10 protein-coding genes and 1 tRNA gene are annotated in these 18,710 nt (G+C 44.0%); 8 read left to right on the top strand and 3 right to left on the bottom strand.

Going from position 1 to position 18,710, the window contains the following annotated elements; translation table 11 throughout:
- Positions 1-2: 2 nt before the first annotated feature.
- The gene (locus AC1DXF_RS22345) at positions 3-713 is read right to left on the bottom strand and encodes an SAM-dependent methyltransferase (RefSeq protein ID WP_477450921.1); all 711 of its coding nucleotides are present in this window, start codon (positions 711-713) and stop codon (positions 3-5) included.
- 56 nt (positions 714-769) lie between these two features.
- On the opposite strand from AC1DXF_RS22345, the gene AC1DXF_RS22340 reads away from it, so the two are divergent.
- Positions 770-1,486, top strand: coding sequence for a hypothetical protein (locus tag AC1DXF_RS22340; protein ID WP_477450920.1), 717 nt, complete (start codon positions 770-772; stop codon positions 1,484-1,486).
- Between the two features lie 209 nt (positions 1,487-1,695).
- Here AC1DXF_RS22340 and AC1DXF_RS22335 read toward each other — a convergent pair whose 3' ends face one another.
- On the bottom strand, positions 1,696-2,172 hold the full coding sequence (locus AC1DXF_RS22335) for an Lrp/AsnC ligand binding domain-containing protein (RefSeq protein WP_076373882.1): 477 nt from the start codon (positions 2,170-2,172) through the stop codon (positions 1,696-1,698).
- A gap of 151 nt (positions 2,173-2,323) precedes the next feature.
- On the opposite strand from AC1DXF_RS22335, the gene AC1DXF_RS22330 reads away from it, so the two are divergent.
- Both AC1DXF_RS22330 and AC1DXF_RS22325 read left to right on the top strand, forming a co-directional pair.
- Positions 2,324-2,435, top strand: a tRNA-Asp gene (locus AC1DXF_RS22330).
- A gap of 431 nt (positions 2,436-2,866) precedes the next feature.
- Positions 2,867-6,289 carry a ThuA domain-containing protein gene (locus tag AC1DXF_RS22325; RefSeq protein ID WP_477450919.1) on the top strand — a complete coding sequence of 1,141 codons (3,423 nt, stop codon included), beginning with the start codon at positions 2,867-2,869 and terminating at the stop codon, positions 6,287-6,289.
- A gap of 489 nt (positions 6,290-6,778) precedes the next feature.
- Here the strand turns inward: AC1DXF_RS22325 and AC1DXF_RS22320 are convergent, their stop codons facing one another.
- On the bottom strand, positions 6,779-9,544 hold the full coding sequence (locus AC1DXF_RS22320; protein WP_477450918.1) for a substrate-binding domain-containing protein: 2,766 nt from the start codon (positions 9,542-9,544) through the stop codon (positions 6,779-6,781).
- Between the two features lie 344 nt (positions 9,545-9,888).
- On the opposite strand from AC1DXF_RS22320, the gene AC1DXF_RS22315 reads away from it, so the two are divergent.
- The 5 genes from AC1DXF_RS22315 (at position 9,889) to AC1DXF_RS22295 (ending at position 18,660) form a co-directional block, all read left to right on the top strand.
- Positions 9,889-11,214 carry a sugar porter family MFS transporter gene (locus tag AC1DXF_RS22315; RefSeq protein ID WP_477450917.1) on the top strand — a complete coding sequence of 442 codons (1,326 nt, stop codon included), beginning with the start codon at positions 9,889-9,891 and terminating at the stop codon, positions 11,212-11,214.
- A gap of 8 nt (positions 11,215-11,222) precedes the next feature.
- Complete coding sequence (locus tag AC1DXF_RS22310) at positions 11,223-12,137, top strand: carbohydrate kinase family protein (RefSeq protein WP_477450916.1); 915 nt, start codon at positions 11,223-11,225, stop codon at positions 12,135-12,137.
- Between the two features lie 32 nt (positions 12,138-12,169).
- On the top strand, positions 12,170-15,304 hold the full coding sequence (locus AC1DXF_RS22305; protein WP_477450915.1) for a SusC/RagA family TonB-linked outer membrane protein: 3,135 nt from the start codon (positions 12,170-12,172) through the stop codon (positions 15,302-15,304).
- A gap of 18 nt (positions 15,305-15,322) precedes the next feature.
- Positions 15,323-17,029, top strand: coding sequence for a RagB/SusD family nutrient uptake outer membrane protein (locus AC1DXF_RS22300; protein ID WP_477450914.1), 1,707 nt, complete (start codon positions 15,323-15,325; stop codon positions 17,027-17,029).
- A 101-nt stretch (positions 17,030-17,130) separates the two neighbouring features.
- The gene (locus AC1DXF_RS22295; protein ID WP_477450913.1) at positions 17,131-18,660 is read left to right on the top strand and encodes a glycoside hydrolase family 32 protein; all 1,530 of its coding nucleotides are present in this window, start codon (positions 17,131-17,133) and stop codon (positions 18,658-18,660) included.
- The last annotated feature ends 50 nt before the right edge of the window (positions 18,661-18,710 follow it).

Here is an 18,710-nt window from a genome sequence, read left to right as displayed (position 1 = left end):
CTTTATCCGTGGAACAATAAAAATATCGTTGGCCGTTTATGCAGCTCGGGTACTTTTTTTTGCCATTCCATAATGGTTTTGGTTTGCACAAACTCGGTTGATGCTGTAAGATCTGTAGCTATGCACAATTTTGTTTTTGGCGATGCCGTTTTCAGGATCTCCTCTAACAAAGGATTATTACGGAAAGGCGTTTCAATAAAAATCTGTGTTTGGTCAAGCCGGGTCGCCAGGCCTTCCAACTCTTTTATTTTTTTACTGCGCATCAGCTTATCAATGGGCAGGTAGCCGTTAAAGGTAAAGCTTTGGCCGTTGAAGCCAGATGCCATTAGCGCTAATAAAATAGAGCTTGGGCCAACCAGGGGTACAACTTTAATACCCATGCGGTGGGCTTTATCTACAATCTCGGCACCAGGGTCGGCAATGCCGGGGCAACCGGCCTCGCTCATCAGGCCAACATCGTTGCCGGCCTGTAAGCCTTTAAAAAAATCGGCCTTGCCCATATCGCGGTTATGCTTACTGTAATCGTGTATGATAAGCTCGCTTTGCGGAGTTTTTAAGCCGGCTTCTTTTAAAAACTTGCGGGCGGTTTTTTCATTCTCTACAATATATTCCTTAATACTATTAATAGTATCAACCAGGTAGGGGGTAAATGATTTTGCGGCCGCTTCTTCGGCAAGGGGCACGGGTATTAAATAAAGGGTTCCATAGGGCATATTGCAAAGTTGGTGTTTTTTGTTTAATTTAAGCTATTGAAAGGAGCCCGAAAAATATGAAACCACTTAGCGTTAACTGGTTTATTGAAGGATACATTGATTTTGAACACAAAAAGTACGTATTACTAAGCTATCTGCAGGAAATTAACCGGCACTTTGATAAAAGCCGGCTATATCCCAACCTGGCCGATTTGATTTTCCATTACAATAACCTGGTAGATTTTAAGAAAAACAAATCGCTCATGCAGCAAGCCTTTCCGCAACGCCTTACCCAGGCCGATATTGATGCCGTTAAGCTCACCTACCAAAAAATTATCCAGGACGATCAAAGCATGCAGGAGATAGAGCAGATCATCGCCTATGCCATTGCCCAGATGAACCCCGCCATACAAATTGGTAAGGAGATTTATGATTTTGTAGAAAGCCGGCTCAATATCAACCCCATAGGCATTGTGCCATTAATGCCTTACCACGGCTATTTTTCGCTACGTAACGGCAAGGAACATACCGGCTTTATTTACGAGTACCAGATCACCATTTTTGAGGGTAAGGATGATAAATACCGGGGCATCAACATAAATTTTCTTGAAAATTATGAATACAGCATCGTAAACACTCCCGAGGCCATGAAGCTGAAGCTTATCAACCGCAATAAGTTTATGCCTAATCCGGCGGTATATTATGTGCACAGCGATATTACTTTTCCATTGGAGCAAACGCTGTTACCGGTGGCTAAAAGGAGCTTGGTGAAGTATATATCGAATGCGGCGTAGGGATTAATTGTCCAACAGTCTTGTTATTCTGAGGTGCGAAGAATCTATTTTAAGCCATACATAGTATAGCTGCAAAGTTCGCGAATAGATGCTTCGTACCTCAGCATGACAGGGGATATGATGATTAGCTCCACAAAAAAGACCGTTATCCCAAGCCTAAACCCAGGATAACAGCCTCTCTTAAAAAATCGCGAATCGTTTGGTAATGGTTATTCTAAGGTGATCTGCCTCCTTATACTTTCTTCAAGCGAAATGAAGGTTTCGGTACGTTGAATGCCTTTTACACCCTGTATCTGCTCGTTCAAAACCTCGCGCAGGTGGGTGGTATCGTGGCATACAATTTTAGCAAAAATGCTCCATTCGCCGGTGGTATAATGCAGCTCAACTATCTCTTTTATAGTTTTTAACTGTTTTACAGCTTCGTTATATTGCGACCCCTTTTCCAGGTAAATGCCCAAAAAAGCGGTAATATCATACCCTAATTTTTGCGGATCGACCTCTAAACTGGCACCCTTAATTACACCCATCTCCTCCAGCTTTTTCATCCGCACGTGTATGGTTCCGCCAGAAACTATTAACTCTTTAGCTATCTCGGTGTATGGCGTGGTAGCATTTTTCATTAATATTGATAAAATCTGGATATCCAGATTATCAATTTCTAAATTTTGAGCTTTTCTGTGGGACATAAATTTGAATATCTATATTGAAATACAAGTTTAATTAAAATTTGAATAAAAATAAAATATTTTTGTTGAAATATTTGCAAGGAATTGACAGGTCTCTTAAATTTGTATCAAGCAAATGACAATTGCCGATCGTTCTTTAAACAAAAAACAATGTTGGGTGGTGAAATTTTTGGCAGACACACCTCCTTGTCCCGGTGGCGGAGATCATAGAAAACCCGAAGCGGGCTAACTACTCTGTGGAGGTTCGAATCCTTCCCCAACAGCAAATCCATGAAAGACGGGATTTATATACTGTAGGATGGTGAAATTTTTGGCAGACACACCTCCTTGTCGCGGTGGCGGAGAAATTGGGAAACTTTTAGCAATAAAAATAACCACTCCGTGGAGGTTCGACCCCTTCTCCTACAGCTCTTCTCATAATTTAGGTTTATAATTGGTTAGTAAAGGCCCCTGCCCATCAGGGGCTTTGCTGTTTTTATAGGTTTTTTATTGTTGATTTTTGCCCCGACCTTATCCTGCATTTTTTTATTCACCGCCCTTCAAAAATATTGTGTCATTGTTACACAATAAGGTATTGACACTTCAATATTTAATTATAAATTTGATAAGTGCCAATAGATTGTATCATTTTGTCACAATAGCTCCTAAAACCAAGTTCTAAACACCAGTTTAACCCACATTCATAATAGTCGATATGAAAAAAATCGCCCTGTTGGTCTTTGTAGCGCTTAGCTGCACCTACTTTTCATGTAACAAAGCCAGGCCCGGCAAACCGCGGGTGCTTGTATTTTCAAAAACCATGGGCTTTCACCATGCATCTATAGATGCCGGGATAGCCGCCATTCAAAAATTAGGACAGGAAAATGGATTTGATGTGGATACCACAAAAAACTCCGCCATGTTTAATGATACCACGCTTAAAAAATATTCAACCGTTATTTTCCTGAGCACCACCGGCGATGTGCTTGATTATCGCCAGGAAGCAGCTTTTGAACGCTATATTCAGGCTGGCGGCGGTTATGTAGGCATTCATGCAGCGGCTGATACCGAATATGACTGGGGTTGGTATGGCCGCCTCGTGGGCGATTGGTTTTATGACCACCCCGGCATTCACGATAAAAACCCCAATGTACAACCGGGTACGTACAACGTAGTTGACGCCGACAACGATGCAACCAGGCACCTGCCTAAAGTATGGAAGCGTACCGACGAGTTTTACAGCTTTAAAAAAGCCCTGGCGCCTGATGTTCATGTGCTTATCACCCTTGACGAAAACACCTATAAAGGCGGCAAACGGATGGGATTGCACCCTGCCACCTGGTACCATGATTTTGACGGCGGCCGCGCCTTTTACACTGCGATGGGCCATACCGATGAAACTTATAAAGAAGATGGTTACCTTAAAATGCTAACCGCCGGCATTAAATACGCCATTGGCGAAAACAAAGAGCTGGATTACTCCAAAGCCAAAACCCAAACACCGCCCGAAGAGGACAGGTTTGCTAAAACCCAGCTTTCAACCGGTGAATTTTTTGAACCGACTGAAATGACCGTACTGCCCAACCTGGATATCCTGGTGATACAGCGCCGGGGCGAGATTATGCGTTACGACCATGCTACCCAAAAAGTAAAGCAGGTAGGCTTTTTTGATGTATACTGGAAAACATTGCACACACCGGGTACAAATGCCGAAGAAGGTATGCTTGGCCTTACTAAAGATCCTGATTTTGCCAACAACAACTGGGTGTACATTTACTACAGCCCTGCCGATAGTTCGGTTAACCGGCTGTCGCGCTTTACGTTTAAGAATGATACGCTGGATAAAAAGACCGAGAAAGTAATACTTGAAGTAAAAGCCCAGCGCGAAATTTGCTGCCATACGGGCGGTTCTATAGCCTTTGGGCCGGGGCCTGATAAAATCCTGTTTTTCTCGGCAGGAGATAACTCCACCCCATTTGATGAAAAGGGGCAAAAATATGCAACCAGTGGCTATGCACCTTTGGATGACCGGCCAGGCCATCAGCAATTTGATGCCCGCCGGTCGGCAGGTAACACCAATGATTTGCGTGGTAAAATTATGCGGATCAAAATTAAGGATGATGGCACCTATGATATTCCTGAAGGAAACCTTTTCCCTAAAGGTACGCCAAAAACCCGCCCCGAGATTTATGTAATGGGCGATAGGAACCCTTACCGCATCTCTGTAGACCAGAAAAATGGTAATTTATACTGGGGCGAGGTTGGTCCGGATGCCCGTAACGATAGCCTGGACACCCGTGGCCCGATGGGTTATGATGAAGTGAACCAGGCACGCCATGCCGGTAACTTTGGCTGGCCGTATTTTGTTGGTGATAACAAGCCTTATCATATTTATGATTATGCCACAGGCAAATCGGGCCCGGCGTTTGATCCTAAGCACCCGGTGAATAACTCGCGCAACAACACAGGTTTAACGGATTTGCCGCCCGCGCAACCGGCCTTTATCTGGTACCCTTACGGGCCGTCGGCCGATTTCCCGCAGGTAGGCGCGGGCGGACGTAACGCTATGGCCGGCCCGGTTTATTATACTGATATGTTCCCGGCCGAGACCCGTTTGCCCGATTATTATAATGGTAAATTTTTAGCTTACGAATGGATGCGGGGCTGGATAAAAGCTGTTAGCCTTACCCCCGAAGGTGATTTTGATAAAATGGAGCCATTTTTTCCGGGCCTTAAATCAAACTCGATGATTGATATGGAAGTTGGCCCCGATGGCAGGCTGTATGGCCTGGAATACGGTAGCGGCTGGTTTACCCACAACCCCGATGCCGGTTTATTCCGCATAGATTATATTCAAGGGAACAGGCCACCGGTAATAAGCAGTGTAAAGGTTGACAAAAGCTCAGGATTGCTACCATTCACCGTACAATTAACCGCCCAGGCCAAAGATCCCGAAGGCGATAAAATAACTTATACCTGGAAAATGGGCGACGGTATCACCAAAGAAACCGATGTACCACAATTCAGCTATACCTATACCAAACCGGGCGATTATAAAATAAGCGTTGAGGCCAAAGATGCCGAAGGCGCTGCAAGCAAGGGTAGCCCTGTTGAAGTTTATGCCGGTAACGAACAGCCTGTAGTATCGGTAAAACTAACCGGCGGTAATAAATCATTTTACCTGCCGGGCACTCCGCTTAGCTACGCGGTTACCGTTACTGACGGCGCGGCAACCAATAAGATTGATCCAAAGCGCATCATCGTGAACGTTGACTATATCGATGGCTTTAAAAAGCCGGTCGAGGCATCTAAACTGGAGCAAACAGCACCCGAAAATAACGGTAAAACGCTTATGTTGAGTATGGATTGCAAAAGCTGCCATAAGGAGGTAGGCAAATCTATAGGCCCTGCGTTTACAGATATAAGCAACAAATACCAGAAGGATCCTGATGCTATGAATAAGCTAAGCCAAAAGGTTATCAAAGGCGGTGCGGGCGTCTGGGGCGAAACTGCGATGTCGGCCCATCCAACTATCAAGAAGGGCGACCTGGAGCAGATCATCGGCTGGGTAATGTCGTTAGGAAAAGTTAGTCAAAAGAAATCCTTGCCGCCAACCGGTACTATTATGCCAGATCCGGGCAAAACGCCATCGGCTACGCTGGTATTAACTGCTAAGTATACTGATGATGGTACCGATGCAATTAAAGCCTTAACCGGGAACGGCATAGCGACATTAAACAGCAGCAACTACCTGTTCACAGGTGCCGAAAAAACAAACGGGTTCACCAAGTTTAAATATAACGGCATTAACCTGATGATCATTCCGCCAGGTGAGGGTTGGTTTGAGATTGACGATATTGACCTTACCGGTGTAAAATCAGTAAACCTGACCACATTCTGGCAGGCCGCGCCAACGTATGGCTTCAATTTTGAACTTAGGGCCGATGCACCGGATGGTAAGCTGATTGGCAAAGGCGGCATGCCAACCCCGGCAAAAGATCAAAAGGGAGGCATGGCCCATGTAGCGGTTACCCCGGTTACTGATGGTAAAATGCACAAGCTGTTCTTTATTTATAAACCGGTAAAACCGGGCGCCCTGACGGCCGGTGTTACGGGCTTAATATTTAGCGCGAAATAAAATCCCCGCCACAACTTTTGAGAGAAAGGCTTTAAACAAGAAATCCCGACAGTTAAACTTGCCGGGATTTCTTGTTTTGTCGTTTGGCGTGTAATTTTGGGGCGCTGTCATCCTGAACGTAGTAAAGGATCTATTCGCGGACTTTTCTATAGCGAAGTATGTCGGTTAATAGATCGTTCGTACTTACATGACATATCCAATTTTCCTGTCATCCTGAGGTACGAAGGATCTATCAGCGGTGCATGACCGATAGAAAAGTTCGCCAATAGATCCTTCGTACCTGCCATTGACACATTTATAACTAACTGATTATCAATGTCAAAATTTGTCATCTGCAATGCCATTATTTGTGCGCAAATAAAACTTACTCAGGATGACAGTAGTTTATTTTTGAATGTGATAAAGGGTTTATTTTAATTTGTAGTATTCAGTAGCTTGACGATATGATATGTTGCTACAAGAGCAATTAATTATCCAAACTCCTCACAATTACAAAGCCTGCTTCCTTTTAAACTCGCTCGGAGTACAATTGTACTGCGCCTTAAATACTGTTGAAAAATAATTAGGGCTGGCGAAGCCGACCATGTAGGTTATCTCGGAAATGGAATAGCCTTCGTGGGTGAGCAGGTACCTGGCTTTTTTTAGCCTTCGGGTTAAAATATAATCGGTAATGCTGCAGCCTAACAGCGCTTTTACTTTACGGTATAACTGCACCCGGGAAATGCCGATGGTTTTGCAGATGTCATCTACATTGAAATTTTCATTGGCCAGGTTTTGTTCCACGATGCCCGAAAAATCGTTAAGGAACTTTTTATCAAGTGACTTGGATACCGGCATTTTGCCGTGGCTTACATCGCTGGTAAAGTGCTCTTTAAGTATTACCCTGTTTTTGATGAGGTTTTTTACCGTGGCCAGTAACTGGTCATAATTAAAAGGCTTCACCATATAAACATCGGCCATGCTGCTAATGCCATCAATTTGATGTTCAACACTGGCCTGCGCGGTAAGTAAAATAACCGGGATGTGCGATGTACGGATATCTGTTTTAAGGTTTTGGGTGATTGCTTTGCCCGACATGCCGGGCAGCACCACATCTGATATAATAAGATCGGGCACTTTTTCAAATGCTTCTGCCAACCCTTGTGTCCCGTTATCTGCTGTAAAAACCTCATAATCGGCGGCCAGTTTATCGGTAAGGTAGCCCAACAGATCGGCATTGTCTTCAATTATAAGTATCGATTGCTCTTTGGGGCTGGCAAGTGCAGCTGCATCGGGTTTTATTTCGTCCTGTTCAAGGTCGGTAGTATAAATGCGCGAGCGCTCATCAATGGCCACGGTATTCACAAGCCTGCCGGATTGGCCCGCGCTGTAGTTGTAGGGGTTACCCATTGGTAATGTGATGGTAAAAATAGTTCCCTGCCATTTTTTGCTGCTTACTTTGATACTGCCGTGGTGTAATGAAATAATCTCTTTAGATAAGGAAAGCCCCAGGCCCGAGCCCTTGGCATTGCCATTATCGGCCTGGTAAAACTGGTCGAAAACATGTTCGGTCTCTTCCGGCTCCATGCCAATACCATTGTCCTGGATAGAAATTTCAACGTTTTCGGCATTTGGGGTAAAAGTTACCTGGATGCGGCCGTTATCTTTAGTAAACTTAAGCGCGTTTGATAGCAGGTTAAAGAAAACCTTATCCAGCATATTGGCATCATACCAAATATTAATGTTTTTTTCGGCCGATATCAGGTTCAGGCTGATGTTCCTTTTCCTGGCATTGTGCTGAAAGCTCTCCAGTATATCTGTTACAAAAGTTACCAGGTTGTTGGGCGCCGCGTTAATCTGTTGTTTATCGTACTCAATTTTTCGGTAGTCTATCAGCTGGTTAACCAACCTTAATAGCCTGAATATATTTTTATATATCAGCTTTAAATTTTTGCCGGCTATAATATTCAGCTTTTCGTTCTTCATCATATCCTCAACAGGCGACAGGATGAGGGTCAATGGCGTACGGAACTCGTGCGAGATATTGGTAAAAAAATTCAGCTTGGCTTCGGTAGCAACTTCGGCCCGGGCCGACATTTCCATCAGCTGGTTACGTTGCAGCAAAATTTCGTTGTTTTTTACTTCCAGGCTTTTGTTAATCTTTCGGTTCTCCATCAGCCAGTAAAAAGCAAGCCCTCCAAAAATAATAGCCAGCACCAGGGTTATTACTATAATATTTAAAACTAACTCCTGGCTGTTGTAAACCTGTCGCTGCTCTTCCAGTAACGATTGTTGCCGTTCAATATCCTTTTGCTGGCTGTTGATTTTGTTCCACTGCATTTTCATAAGCTGCACATTGGTTGAATCGATAACCAGCGATTGCAGGATGTTTTCTTTGGCAAAAGCTTCTTTATTTAAAATCCTGAACGCAGTGGTAATGGCTTCTTTACCGCCGGTTGGGTATACCAAACTCGCATCAATGGTTTTTGAAGCCACCATTTGCAGGCCACCGCCAGCTCCGGGCATGGCATCAACCCCTAATACTTTAACGTGGTGGTTTAAATGTAGGTTGTTTAGTACCTCTCTGGAGGCGCCTGCCATTACATCGTTATGGGCAAACAGCGCGTCGGCTGTTTTTAAATCAGACTGCACCTGGTAAAGTTGTTTTTGCGCATGGTCCTTCAGCCAATCGCCATATACCTGTGCTTTAACATGTATATTATTAAATTTGGCCAGTGCGTCGCTAAAGCCCCTGTGCCTTTCAATTGCCGGCGAAGAACCAGGGAGGCCCATTACCTCTACAATGTTACCGGTACCCTTTAAATTGCTGCCAATGTATTCGCCGGCCATTTTACCAATCTGGTAATTATTAGCTCCCACGTAGGCTGTGTAAAGGTCGGATGATGTTTTACGGTCAATTACAATAACCGGGATGCCTTTATTATAAGTTTGTTCCACTATCCCGGTTAAGGGTTGCGCCTCGTTTGGCGATATAATAAGCAAATCGATGCCTTCATTCAGCATTTGCTTTACCTGTTCAATTTGTTTTTTGCTGTTGTTATCGGCATCAGCATAAATAAAACGGGCATCAGGATGTAATGAAAGCTCCATTTTCATTTCATCCAGCATATTACGCCGCCACAGGTCAGAGCCCACACATTGCGAAAAACCTATTGTATACTGTGATGTTTTAGCGGCTTTTTTACAGCCGGTAAATACCATTAGCATGCATATAGTTGGCAATAACAGGTTGCGCAGTTGATGAAGCAAGGCCATTAAAAAATATTAAATAAATGTTTGAGTACGGTTTTATTGGTTAATACAATCCTTTTTGCAGAGGGGTATATACAAAAGTATCAATAAAAGTTTTTACAATACAAATAGCAGGCCCCACCCACCGGCTTTCCGCAGTATCATAATGTATCAAAACTGAAAATACATGGTATCAAAATTAAACATCGCGATGAAACAGGATTGGAAATAAATTTTATTCAACTGATAATCAATTGCTTATGTAGGTTTTAATTTTTGTACTGTTTTGGAATAAAATCAATAACTGCCACTTTGCATATCGCCCTACTTTGCAATCGTAAATCCAATTAACACCTTTTATAATTATTATGAGAAAACATTCCGTCCTGGCCTGGTCCATGGTCGTGGCCCTTGGTGGCTTCCTTTTCGGGTTTGATACTGCTGTGATATCGGGCGCCGAAAAATCTATCCAGCAGTTCTGGCACCTGTCTGTAATGGAGCATGGGCTTACTATATCCATCGCGCTTATTGGTACCGTAATTGGCTCATTGTTCGGTGCAAGGCCATCTGATATTTTCGGGCGTAAAAATACTTTATACTTTGTAGCTATAGCTTACCTGCTATCGTCAATAGGTACAGCGCTTGCCGATAACTGGTACCTGTTTTTGGTGTTCAGATTATTAGGCGGCCTGGGTGTGGGCATATCGTCGGTAACAGCCCCCATTTATATATCCGAAGTATCGCCTGCAGATAGAAGAGGGCGTTTGGTGGGCCTGTTCCAGTTCAACGTGGTATTGGGCATCCTGATTTCGTACCTGTCCAATTACCTTATCAGCCAGGGCGGCGAAGCTTCATGGCGCTGGATGCTGGGGGTACAGGCCTTTCCATCAGCGTTGTTTTTAGGGCTTATTTATTTTATACCTGAAAGCCCGCGCTGGCTCATCCTCAAAAAAGGCGAAACCGGCAGGGCATTGGAAATATTGCGTGTAATAAACCCACTCAATTGCGAACAGGAACTGGCTGCCATCAAAAACTCAACCCTTCATGATACTGTTTCAAGCGGAAATCTTTTCTCGGGCCAATATAAAACACCCGTAATATTAGCTGTACTCTTCGCCTTTTTTAACCAGGTATCGGGTATTAACGCCATTATATACTATGCGCCCCGCATATTTGAAATGGCCGGGCTTGGCGCGCACTCTTCGCTGCTATCTACAGTTGGCATCGGGTTAATCAATTTCATATTCACCCTGTTGGGCATCAATATTATTGATAAGGTTGGCCGCCGCACATTAATGCTGGTTGGCTCATTCGGGCTTATAGCTTCATTATTCATGGTGGCGTTCACCTTTTACTCTGGCCACATGAGCGGGTTTGCCATCCCTGTTTATATGATGTTGTTTATCGCATTCTTCGCCTTTTCGCAGGGGGCGGTTATCTGGGTTTTTATATCCGAAATTTTCCCGAACCAGGTACGTGCCAAAGGTCAAACACTTGGCAGTTCAACCCATTGGATAATGGCTGCAATCATCGCCTTTTGCTTCCCCTACCTGGCTGAGTCATTAGGTGGGGCGGTTACATTCTCCTTTTTCTGCGTGATGATGGTATGCCAGCTCATTTTCGTCTGGAAGTTTATGCCCGAAACCAAAGGCCGTTCATTGGAGCAGATAGAAACTAATATGGTAATGCATTAATAATTAAAATGATGATGGACCCGCAAACAAACATAACAACCCCGGCCATTTGCTACGGCGAAATCCTTTGGGACGTATTGCCCGATGGCCCGCAACCAGGCGGCGCTTTGCTCAATGTGGCTTATCACCTGAATAAACTGGGCGTGCCAACCGGCTTGGTAAGTAAAATAGGCAACGATGCTAACGGCCGGAAGTTGGAAAATTTGATGGACGGCTGGGGCATACCAAAACATTTGCTGCAAACCGATACGGAGCATCCCACCAGCCAGGTAATTGCTAAAATGAATAATGGCAACGAGGTATCATATGAGATAGTTTTCCCGGTGGCCTGGGATTTTATTAACGACAGCGGGCATATCATAGGGCAGCTAAAGCCATCAACCTACCTGGTGTATGGCAGCCTGGCGTCGCGTAACAGCGTATCGCGTAACACTTTGTTTGAATTATTGCAGAGCGATGCTATCAAAGTATTTGACATTAACCTGCGACCTCCTTTTTTCAGCCGCGACTTGTTGGAAGAGCTTTTGCGCAAAGCGGATATTGTAAAATTTAACCAGGCCGAACTGGAAATGGTGCAGGGCCTTTTCCGCGGATCATTCTGGAAAGAGTCGGAACAGATCAAATTTATACAGGATCATTTTAACATCCCCGAGATTGTGGTTACCAAGGGCGAGTTTGGGGCATCGTACTACAAGCAGGATAAGACATATCATGTTGCCGGCCGCGAGGTAAAAGTTACAGACACTATTGGCAGCGGCGATTCTTTTTTGGCCGCGTTTATTGCCAATCATTATAACGGCGAACCGCCGGAAACCTTATTAAAAAATGCAATAGCGATGGGTGGCTTTATTGCAACAAAGAAAGGAGGTTGCCCCGATTATAAAATTGCAGAGTATCAAGACTTTAAAAACCAACTGTTTTAAATAACCAACCTAATAAACTTAAATAAAAATCAATGAGAAAATTATTACTTATTTGTTCCCTTCTTATATTGCTCATAAGCAAGGGGTACGCGCAATCCCGCGTCATTACCGGGACTGTGCTGGATAACGCATCAAAACCAATGGATGGCGTTACCATAGTGGTTGTTGAAACCCAAAAATCAGCATTATCAGATGCCAGCGGAAAGTTCAGCATCTCGGCAGCAACCGGGCAATCTATAAGGTTTTCATATGTAGGCACCAAGCCGATATTAATAACAGTAGCTGCCGATACCAAAGTGCTTGATGTGATATTTAAAGATGCATCAACCACCTTGAATGAAGTAGTAGTTACAGGTTACACATCCGAAAGGAAGAAAGACCTGACGGGCGCGGTAGCGGTTGTTGATTTGGCACCGGTAAAAAACAACAGTTCGGGCAATACCATGCAGGCTTTGCAAGGCAGGGTTGCCGGTTTGTACATCGAAAAAGATGGATCGGCCAATGGCTCAACCAGCAGGATCCTGATCAGGGGTGCAAACACTTTGGGCAACAACAATCCTTTATATGTTATTGATGGGATACCCACCACCAGGCCCGAGGTTTTTCAAAATTTATCACCCTCAAACATCGCATCGGTACAGGTGCTGAAAGATGCTTCGTCCGAGTCGATTTACGGAGCAAGGGCTTCAAATGGCGTTATCATTGTTACTACCAAAAACGGCGGCAATACACAGGGCAAAGTTCAGTTTCAGTTTAATAACAGTACATCTGTTCAGTCCGAAAAATCATTGCGTTTTAAAATGCTGAATTCGGTAGACAGGGGCAAAGCGTTATGGCAGGCATCAGTAAACGATCTCGCGGATCCAGATGCCTATCGCGACATATATACCTTTAACTGGAATGGTGATTATAACAACCCGGTTTTAAACAGTGTGGTACCCAAGCAATTTGTAGGTGGCGATCCTAATACCCCCGCCGGTGATACCGATTGGCAAAGTGTGCTGTATAAAACAGCCATGGTATATAATAATGATTTCACAGCATCGGTTGGTAACAAGAATGCATCGCTCGAAATTAACTTTGGTAACATCAAAAATACCGGCCTTGTTAGGTTTACCAAATACAACCGTACTACTGGTAGCATTAACGGTGTGGTACGTGCCTTTGATAACAAAGCTACATTTGGCGTAAATTTAAAAATAACCAACTCCAACGAAACGCTTACTACCAGGGATCTAGGTGGCGCGTCTACCACGTTTTTGGCGGTAACCTTGGCGCCTACTATACCAGTATACCAAAAAGACGGTGTTACTTACGCCGGCGAATCGGGCGGAGGATACTCTGACAGGAACAACCCGCTGCACATGCAGGATTTGGCCAAATGGAATAATGCCAACCGGGTAAATACATTTGGGAATGTTTTTTTAGAAATTCAGCCCATTAAAAACCTGTATTTCAAATCGAATTTTGGTGCCGATAATTCCAACTACCTGAATAAGATAATAACGCCAACTTTCCAGGAAGGCGCGCTGAGCAACACAACCAATAGCTTGTTTTTTGATCAGAACCATTACCTGAGTACTACTTTTTCGAACACACTAAGGTATAACTACGATTTAACCACCAACAATCACTTTAAATTTTTGGTTGGTACCGAGTATATTAAAACCTTTACCGACTTTCAAACTACCCTTAAAAAAGGTTACGCTATACAAACCGAAGACTATTTTACATTAGATGCCGGTACAGGCAATACCACTGTAGGTGGTAAATCAACAGGTTATAGTTTGTTTTCGCAATTTGCAAGATTTGATTATAATTATGCAGGTAAATACTTAGCATCTGTAACTATGCGCCGCGATGGCTCTTCAAGGTTTGGTTTAAATAACCAGTATGGTATTTTCCCCGCTGCTTCCCTCGGCTGGAAAATTGACCAGGAAGGCTTCATGAAAAACAATACTATTTTTTCGGAATTAAAACTAAGGGTAGGCGTAGGCCGGGTGGGTAACCAGGAAATTGGCGAATCGCGTTTTGCCCTTTACGATACCAGGTATGGTAAAACTCAAAATGAGATAACATCAGGATTTTGGGAACAATACATGAATATCGGAACCGCGTATTCGCTCTCGGGTGCTAATACAGGTTCATTACCTTCGGGTTTTGTACAAACCCAGGCTGCAAATGCCAACCTTAAATGGGAAACTACCGACGAGATAAACGCCGGCCTCGACTTTGCCATCCTGAACGATAAGATCTCGGGATCATTTGACTATTTTACCCGTCGTACCACCGGCATCCTAATTACACCACCAGTTGCGGGTGCCTTGGGCGAAGGGCAATCTAAAACAATTAACGGCGCTTCAAAATCTAACAGGGGCTGGGAGTTTTTAGTAACTTATCACGGCCAGCAATCGGGCGATTTTAATTACAATGTAACATTAAATTTTTCACATTTCAGGGACAAGATTACCAATTTACCGGAAAAAGTAAGACCCGCTTATCCAGGAAATTTGCAAAATACCATATTGGGCCATTCTCAGTTTGATATTTTTGGTTACAAAACCAATGGCCTTTTCCAATCACAGGCCGAAGTAGATGCCGCGCCAACACAAATAGGCGCAGGGCCGGGCAGAATCCGTTATGTGGATACCAATAATGACGGAAAAATTAATGCCGACGACCAAACTTGGATAGGGACTACATTGCCCGCATTAGAGTACGGTGCAAGAATTGACCTTACCTATAAAAAATTCGATCTGTCTTTATTTGGATCGGGAGTGGCAGGCCGCAAAGGGTTTGATGTGTACACCCTGTTTAATAACCTTATGCATAGCCGCGAAAACGTAGGTCCGGGTGTATTTAATAGCTGGACTCCACAACGTACTAACACAAGCGTGCCGGCATTAACATTAAAAGATAACAATAATGAAGGCCGTACTTCCGACTATTTTATTGTGAACACCTCTTACTTCAAAATACGCAATATTCAAATTGGATACACCATTGTGCCTAAAGCGGTATTTACCAGGCTGAGGGTGTTCGCGATGGCCGAAAACGTATTTACGTTGAAAAGCAAAAGCTATTTAAGCCCTGATCCTGAAAGGATTGACCTGGACCCGGTTCCAATTCCTAAAGTTTTCAGTTTTGGTATCAACGCATCATTTTAACGATAAAAACTATTCAGTATGAAAGCAAAAATATTATTCACAGCTGTTTTATCCGGACTGATCATTTTCAGCTCCTGTAAAAAAGCGTTAGACTATTCACCCAAAGGCGTATTGTCTGCATCAGATTTAAAAACACCAATCGCTGTTGAAGGTTTGGTAACCGCAGCTTATGCCGCTATTGGCAACGGCGATATGATAGGCCCCATATACAGCGACTGGGCTTATGGCAGTGTTCGTTCGGATGATGCCTATAAAGGCGGCGGCGGTACCGGCGATGTTGGCGAAGTTGATGCTTTGGAGCATTACAACCTGGTAACCCCATCAATGGACGCCTTTGTTTCACGCACCTGGAAAAATTTGTTCAAATCTATTTCGAGGGCAAATGTGGCGCTAAGAGCAGTTAGTTCACTTTCGGAGGCCGATTATCCTAACAAGAAAATACGTTTGGCCGAATTAAAGTTCTTACGCGCCCATAGCTATTTTACCATGAAACTGCTTTATAAAAACATTCCCATTTTTGACGAAAACGCTACTTCAGATGATATCCTGAAAGTTTCAAACACGTTATCAAATGAGGACGCATGGAATAAGATCGCCGCCGATTTTCAGTACGCCATTGATAATTTGCCAACTACCCAAACCCAGCTGGCAAGGGCCAATAAATTAAACGCCCAGGCTTATTTAGCAAAACTGCGGTTATACCAGGCCTATGAGCAGGATGATAAGCATCATGTAACCAATATCAATAAAACAAGGTTGCAACAGGTGGTTGATCTTACACAGGCTGTTATCGCATCGGGTAAATATGCGCTAAGCAGCGATATTGCCGATGATTTTTTACCGGAAACTGAAAACGGCCCCGAGTCTGTATTCGCGATACAATTTACTATTAATGACGGAACTACGGCCGGCCGTATGAATTTTGAGGATGGTTTAAATTATCCGCATGGCGCAGCACAATATGGCTGCTGCGGTTTCCATGCTGCAAGCCAGAATCTGGTAAACGCCCATACTACCGATGTAAATGGCTTGCCCAACTTTGATTCATTTAACAGCAGCATTGCCGATTTAACAAAAGTAACTGTTGACCCAAGGTTGGACCATACCGTTGGCATCGACGGCCACCCGTATAAATATGACAATACAAAGCCATTCAGCAACAGTTGGGTGCGCGATCCTGGTGTTTATGGAAATTTCCATACCATGCGCAACCAGCAATTGGCTACAAGTGCATCATACTTCAAGCTTGGTCCGTTTATGGGGTCGGCAAAAAATTATGATATCATCAGGTATGATGATGTTTTATTAATGCAGGCCGAAGCCTATATTGAACTGGGGCAGCAGGCAAGCGCTTTGCCTCTCATTAACCAGGTACGCAACCGTGCTGCGGCAAGCACCGGCAGGCTTAAAAAAATAGATGGTACCTTTCCGTCTAATTATAACGTTAAACCCTATAGCATTGCCAACTGGACACAGGAATATGCCCGCAAGGCGCTGCAATGGGAAAGGCGCCTGGAGTTTGCCACAGAAGGCGCGCGTTTCTTTGATTTAGTGCGATGGGGCATTGCCGAAAAAACCTTGAATGATTATATCAATGTTGAAAAGGGCAGGAGAACATTTTTAGCTACCGCTAAATTTACAGCAGGCCGGGACGAGTACCTGCCTATACCACAATCAGAAATTACATTTACCAACGGTTTGTACAAACAAAACCCGGGGTATTAAACTTGTTAAAACATATTGGAGCCCCGGTTTTATAATTATGCCGGGGCACCTTTGTAAGTAGACTCTTAAGTTCATCTGCCTAAATTAAAAGGACTTCAATTATGAAAACGAAAACCGGCATCGCATTACTGATGACCTTTATGATGATTACCATGGTTAGTAAAGCGCAGGATAAAGCGGGAAAAAGCCGCCAGGAACCGCACCGCCCGCAGGTACATTTTTCGCCGGAGGAGCATTGGGTAAATGACCCTAACGGGATGGTTTACTTTAACCATACTTATCATTTGTTTTTTCAATATTACCCGGATGGCACCACCTGGGGGCCAATGCATTGGGGGCACGCGGTAAGTAAGGACCTGGTGCATTGGAAAGAACTGCCGATAGCTTTATATCCGGATAGTTTGGGGTATATCTTCTCGGGCAGTGCTGTAATTGACTCTAACAATACATCGGGTTTTGGCAAAAAAGGAAAAATTCCGATGGTAGCCATCTTTACTCACCATGATCCGAAGGGAGAAAAAGCAGGCACGGAAGTTTTTCAGAACCAAAGCATTGCCTACAGCCTGGATGAAGGGAGCACCTGGACAAAATATGCCGGCAACCCGGTACTTAAAAATCCGGGGATTAAGGATTTTAGAGATCCTAAAGTAATGTGGTATGCCAAACAAAAAAAATGGGTGATGACCCTGGCTACTAAAGATCATATTACCTTTTACTCGGCACCTGATTTAAAAACCTGGAAAAAGGAGAGTGAGTTTGGTTTAAGAGAGGGAGCGCACGGCGGGGTATGGGAGTGCCCCGACCTGTTCCCTTTAAAGCTGAACGGCAAAACATACTGGATCCTTGTGGTAAACCTTAATCCCGGCGGCCCCAATGGTGGCTCGGCAACACAATATTTTGTGGGAGGTTTTGACGGGCATCAGTTTACACCAATGGATACCCAAACCCGCTGGCTGGATTATGGCCCCGATGAGTACGCAGGCATTACCTGGAGCAATACCGGCAGCCGCAAAATTTTCCTGGGCTGGATGAGCAATTGGGAGTATGCCAACCAGGTACCTACCCAAAAATGGCGCAATGCCATGACCATTCCGCGCGATTTGCGTTTAAAACAAAGTAAACAAGGTATCGTCATCGCATCAGCCCCGGTTCCTGAGTTAGTTAACATCAGTGCCAATACATCGATATCAAAAAACGTAGCAGTTAATAAAACACTTAAGCTGACAGACAAAGCGAGTAAATTAAAAAGCCAATACGTTTTAAAGCTAACCCTCGCTCAGTTGAAGGGCTACACCATTAAACTATCAAACAAAAAAGGAGAAGAAGTGCTCATTGGCTATGACGATAGTAAGGATCAGTATTTTATCGACAGGACAAAATCAGGCAAAGTAGATTTTCAGAAAGATTTTCCGGGCCGGTTTACAGCGCCAAGGCTAACAAGTTCAAAGAGTTCAGATCTTACGCTTGTGGTTGATAAGGCGTCTGTTGAGCTTTTTGCCGATGGTGGCTTAACTACTATGACGGCTGTTTATTTCCCCAACGAAGATTACACGGGTCTGGCTATAAGTGCGGATAATAAGCTGAAACTAAACACGCTTTCCATTACAGGTTTAAAATCGATTTGGAAGTAACGTATTCAACAAATCTAAAGTAAATGAAAAGACCGCCACTTTTGATGACG

It is taken from the genome of Mucilaginibacter sp. P2_A5, from assembly GCF_056404995.1.
The sequence above is the reverse complement of the archived record's forward strand: the minus strand, read 5'-3'. Positions and strand labels throughout refer to the sequence as shown.

Coding starts and splice junctions, on each gene's coding strand:
- AC1DXF_RS22320 (WP_477450918.1), bottom strand. CDS start 9,544: ATGGCCTTGCTTCATCAACTGCGCAACCTGTTATTGCCAACTATATGC.
- AC1DXF_RS22340 (WP_477450920.1), top strand. CDS start 770: ATGAAACCACTTAGCGTTAACTGGTTTATTGAAGGATACATTGATTTT.
- AC1DXF_RS22300 (WP_477450914.1), top strand. CDS start 15,323: ATGAAAGCAAAAATATTATTCACAGCTGTTTTATCCGGACTGATCATT.
- AC1DXF_RS22315 (WP_477450917.1), top strand. CDS start 9,889: ATGAGAAAACATTCCGTCCTGGCCTGGTCCATGGTCGTGGCCCTTGGT.
- AC1DXF_RS22335 (WP_076373882.1), bottom strand. CDS start 2,172: ATGTCCCACAGAAAAGCTCAAAATTTAGAAATTGATAATCTGGATATC.
- AC1DXF_RS22345 (WP_477450921.1), bottom strand. CDS start 713: ATGCCCTATGGAACCCTTTATTTAATACCCGTGCCCCTTGCCGAAGAA.
- AC1DXF_RS22325 (WP_477450919.1), top strand. CDS start 2,867: ATGAAAAAAATCGCCCTGTTGGTCTTTGTAGCGCTTAGCTGCACCTAC.
- AC1DXF_RS22310 (WP_477450916.1), top strand. CDS start 11,223: ATGATGATGGACCCGCAAACAAACATAACAACCCCGGCCATTTGCTAC.
- AC1DXF_RS22295 (WP_477450913.1), top strand. CDS start 17,131: ATGAAAACGAAAACCGGCATCGCATTACTGATGACCTTTATGATGATT.
- AC1DXF_RS22305 (WP_477450915.1), top strand. CDS start 12,170: ATGAGAAAATTATTACTTATTTGTTCCCTTCTTATATTGCTCATAAGC.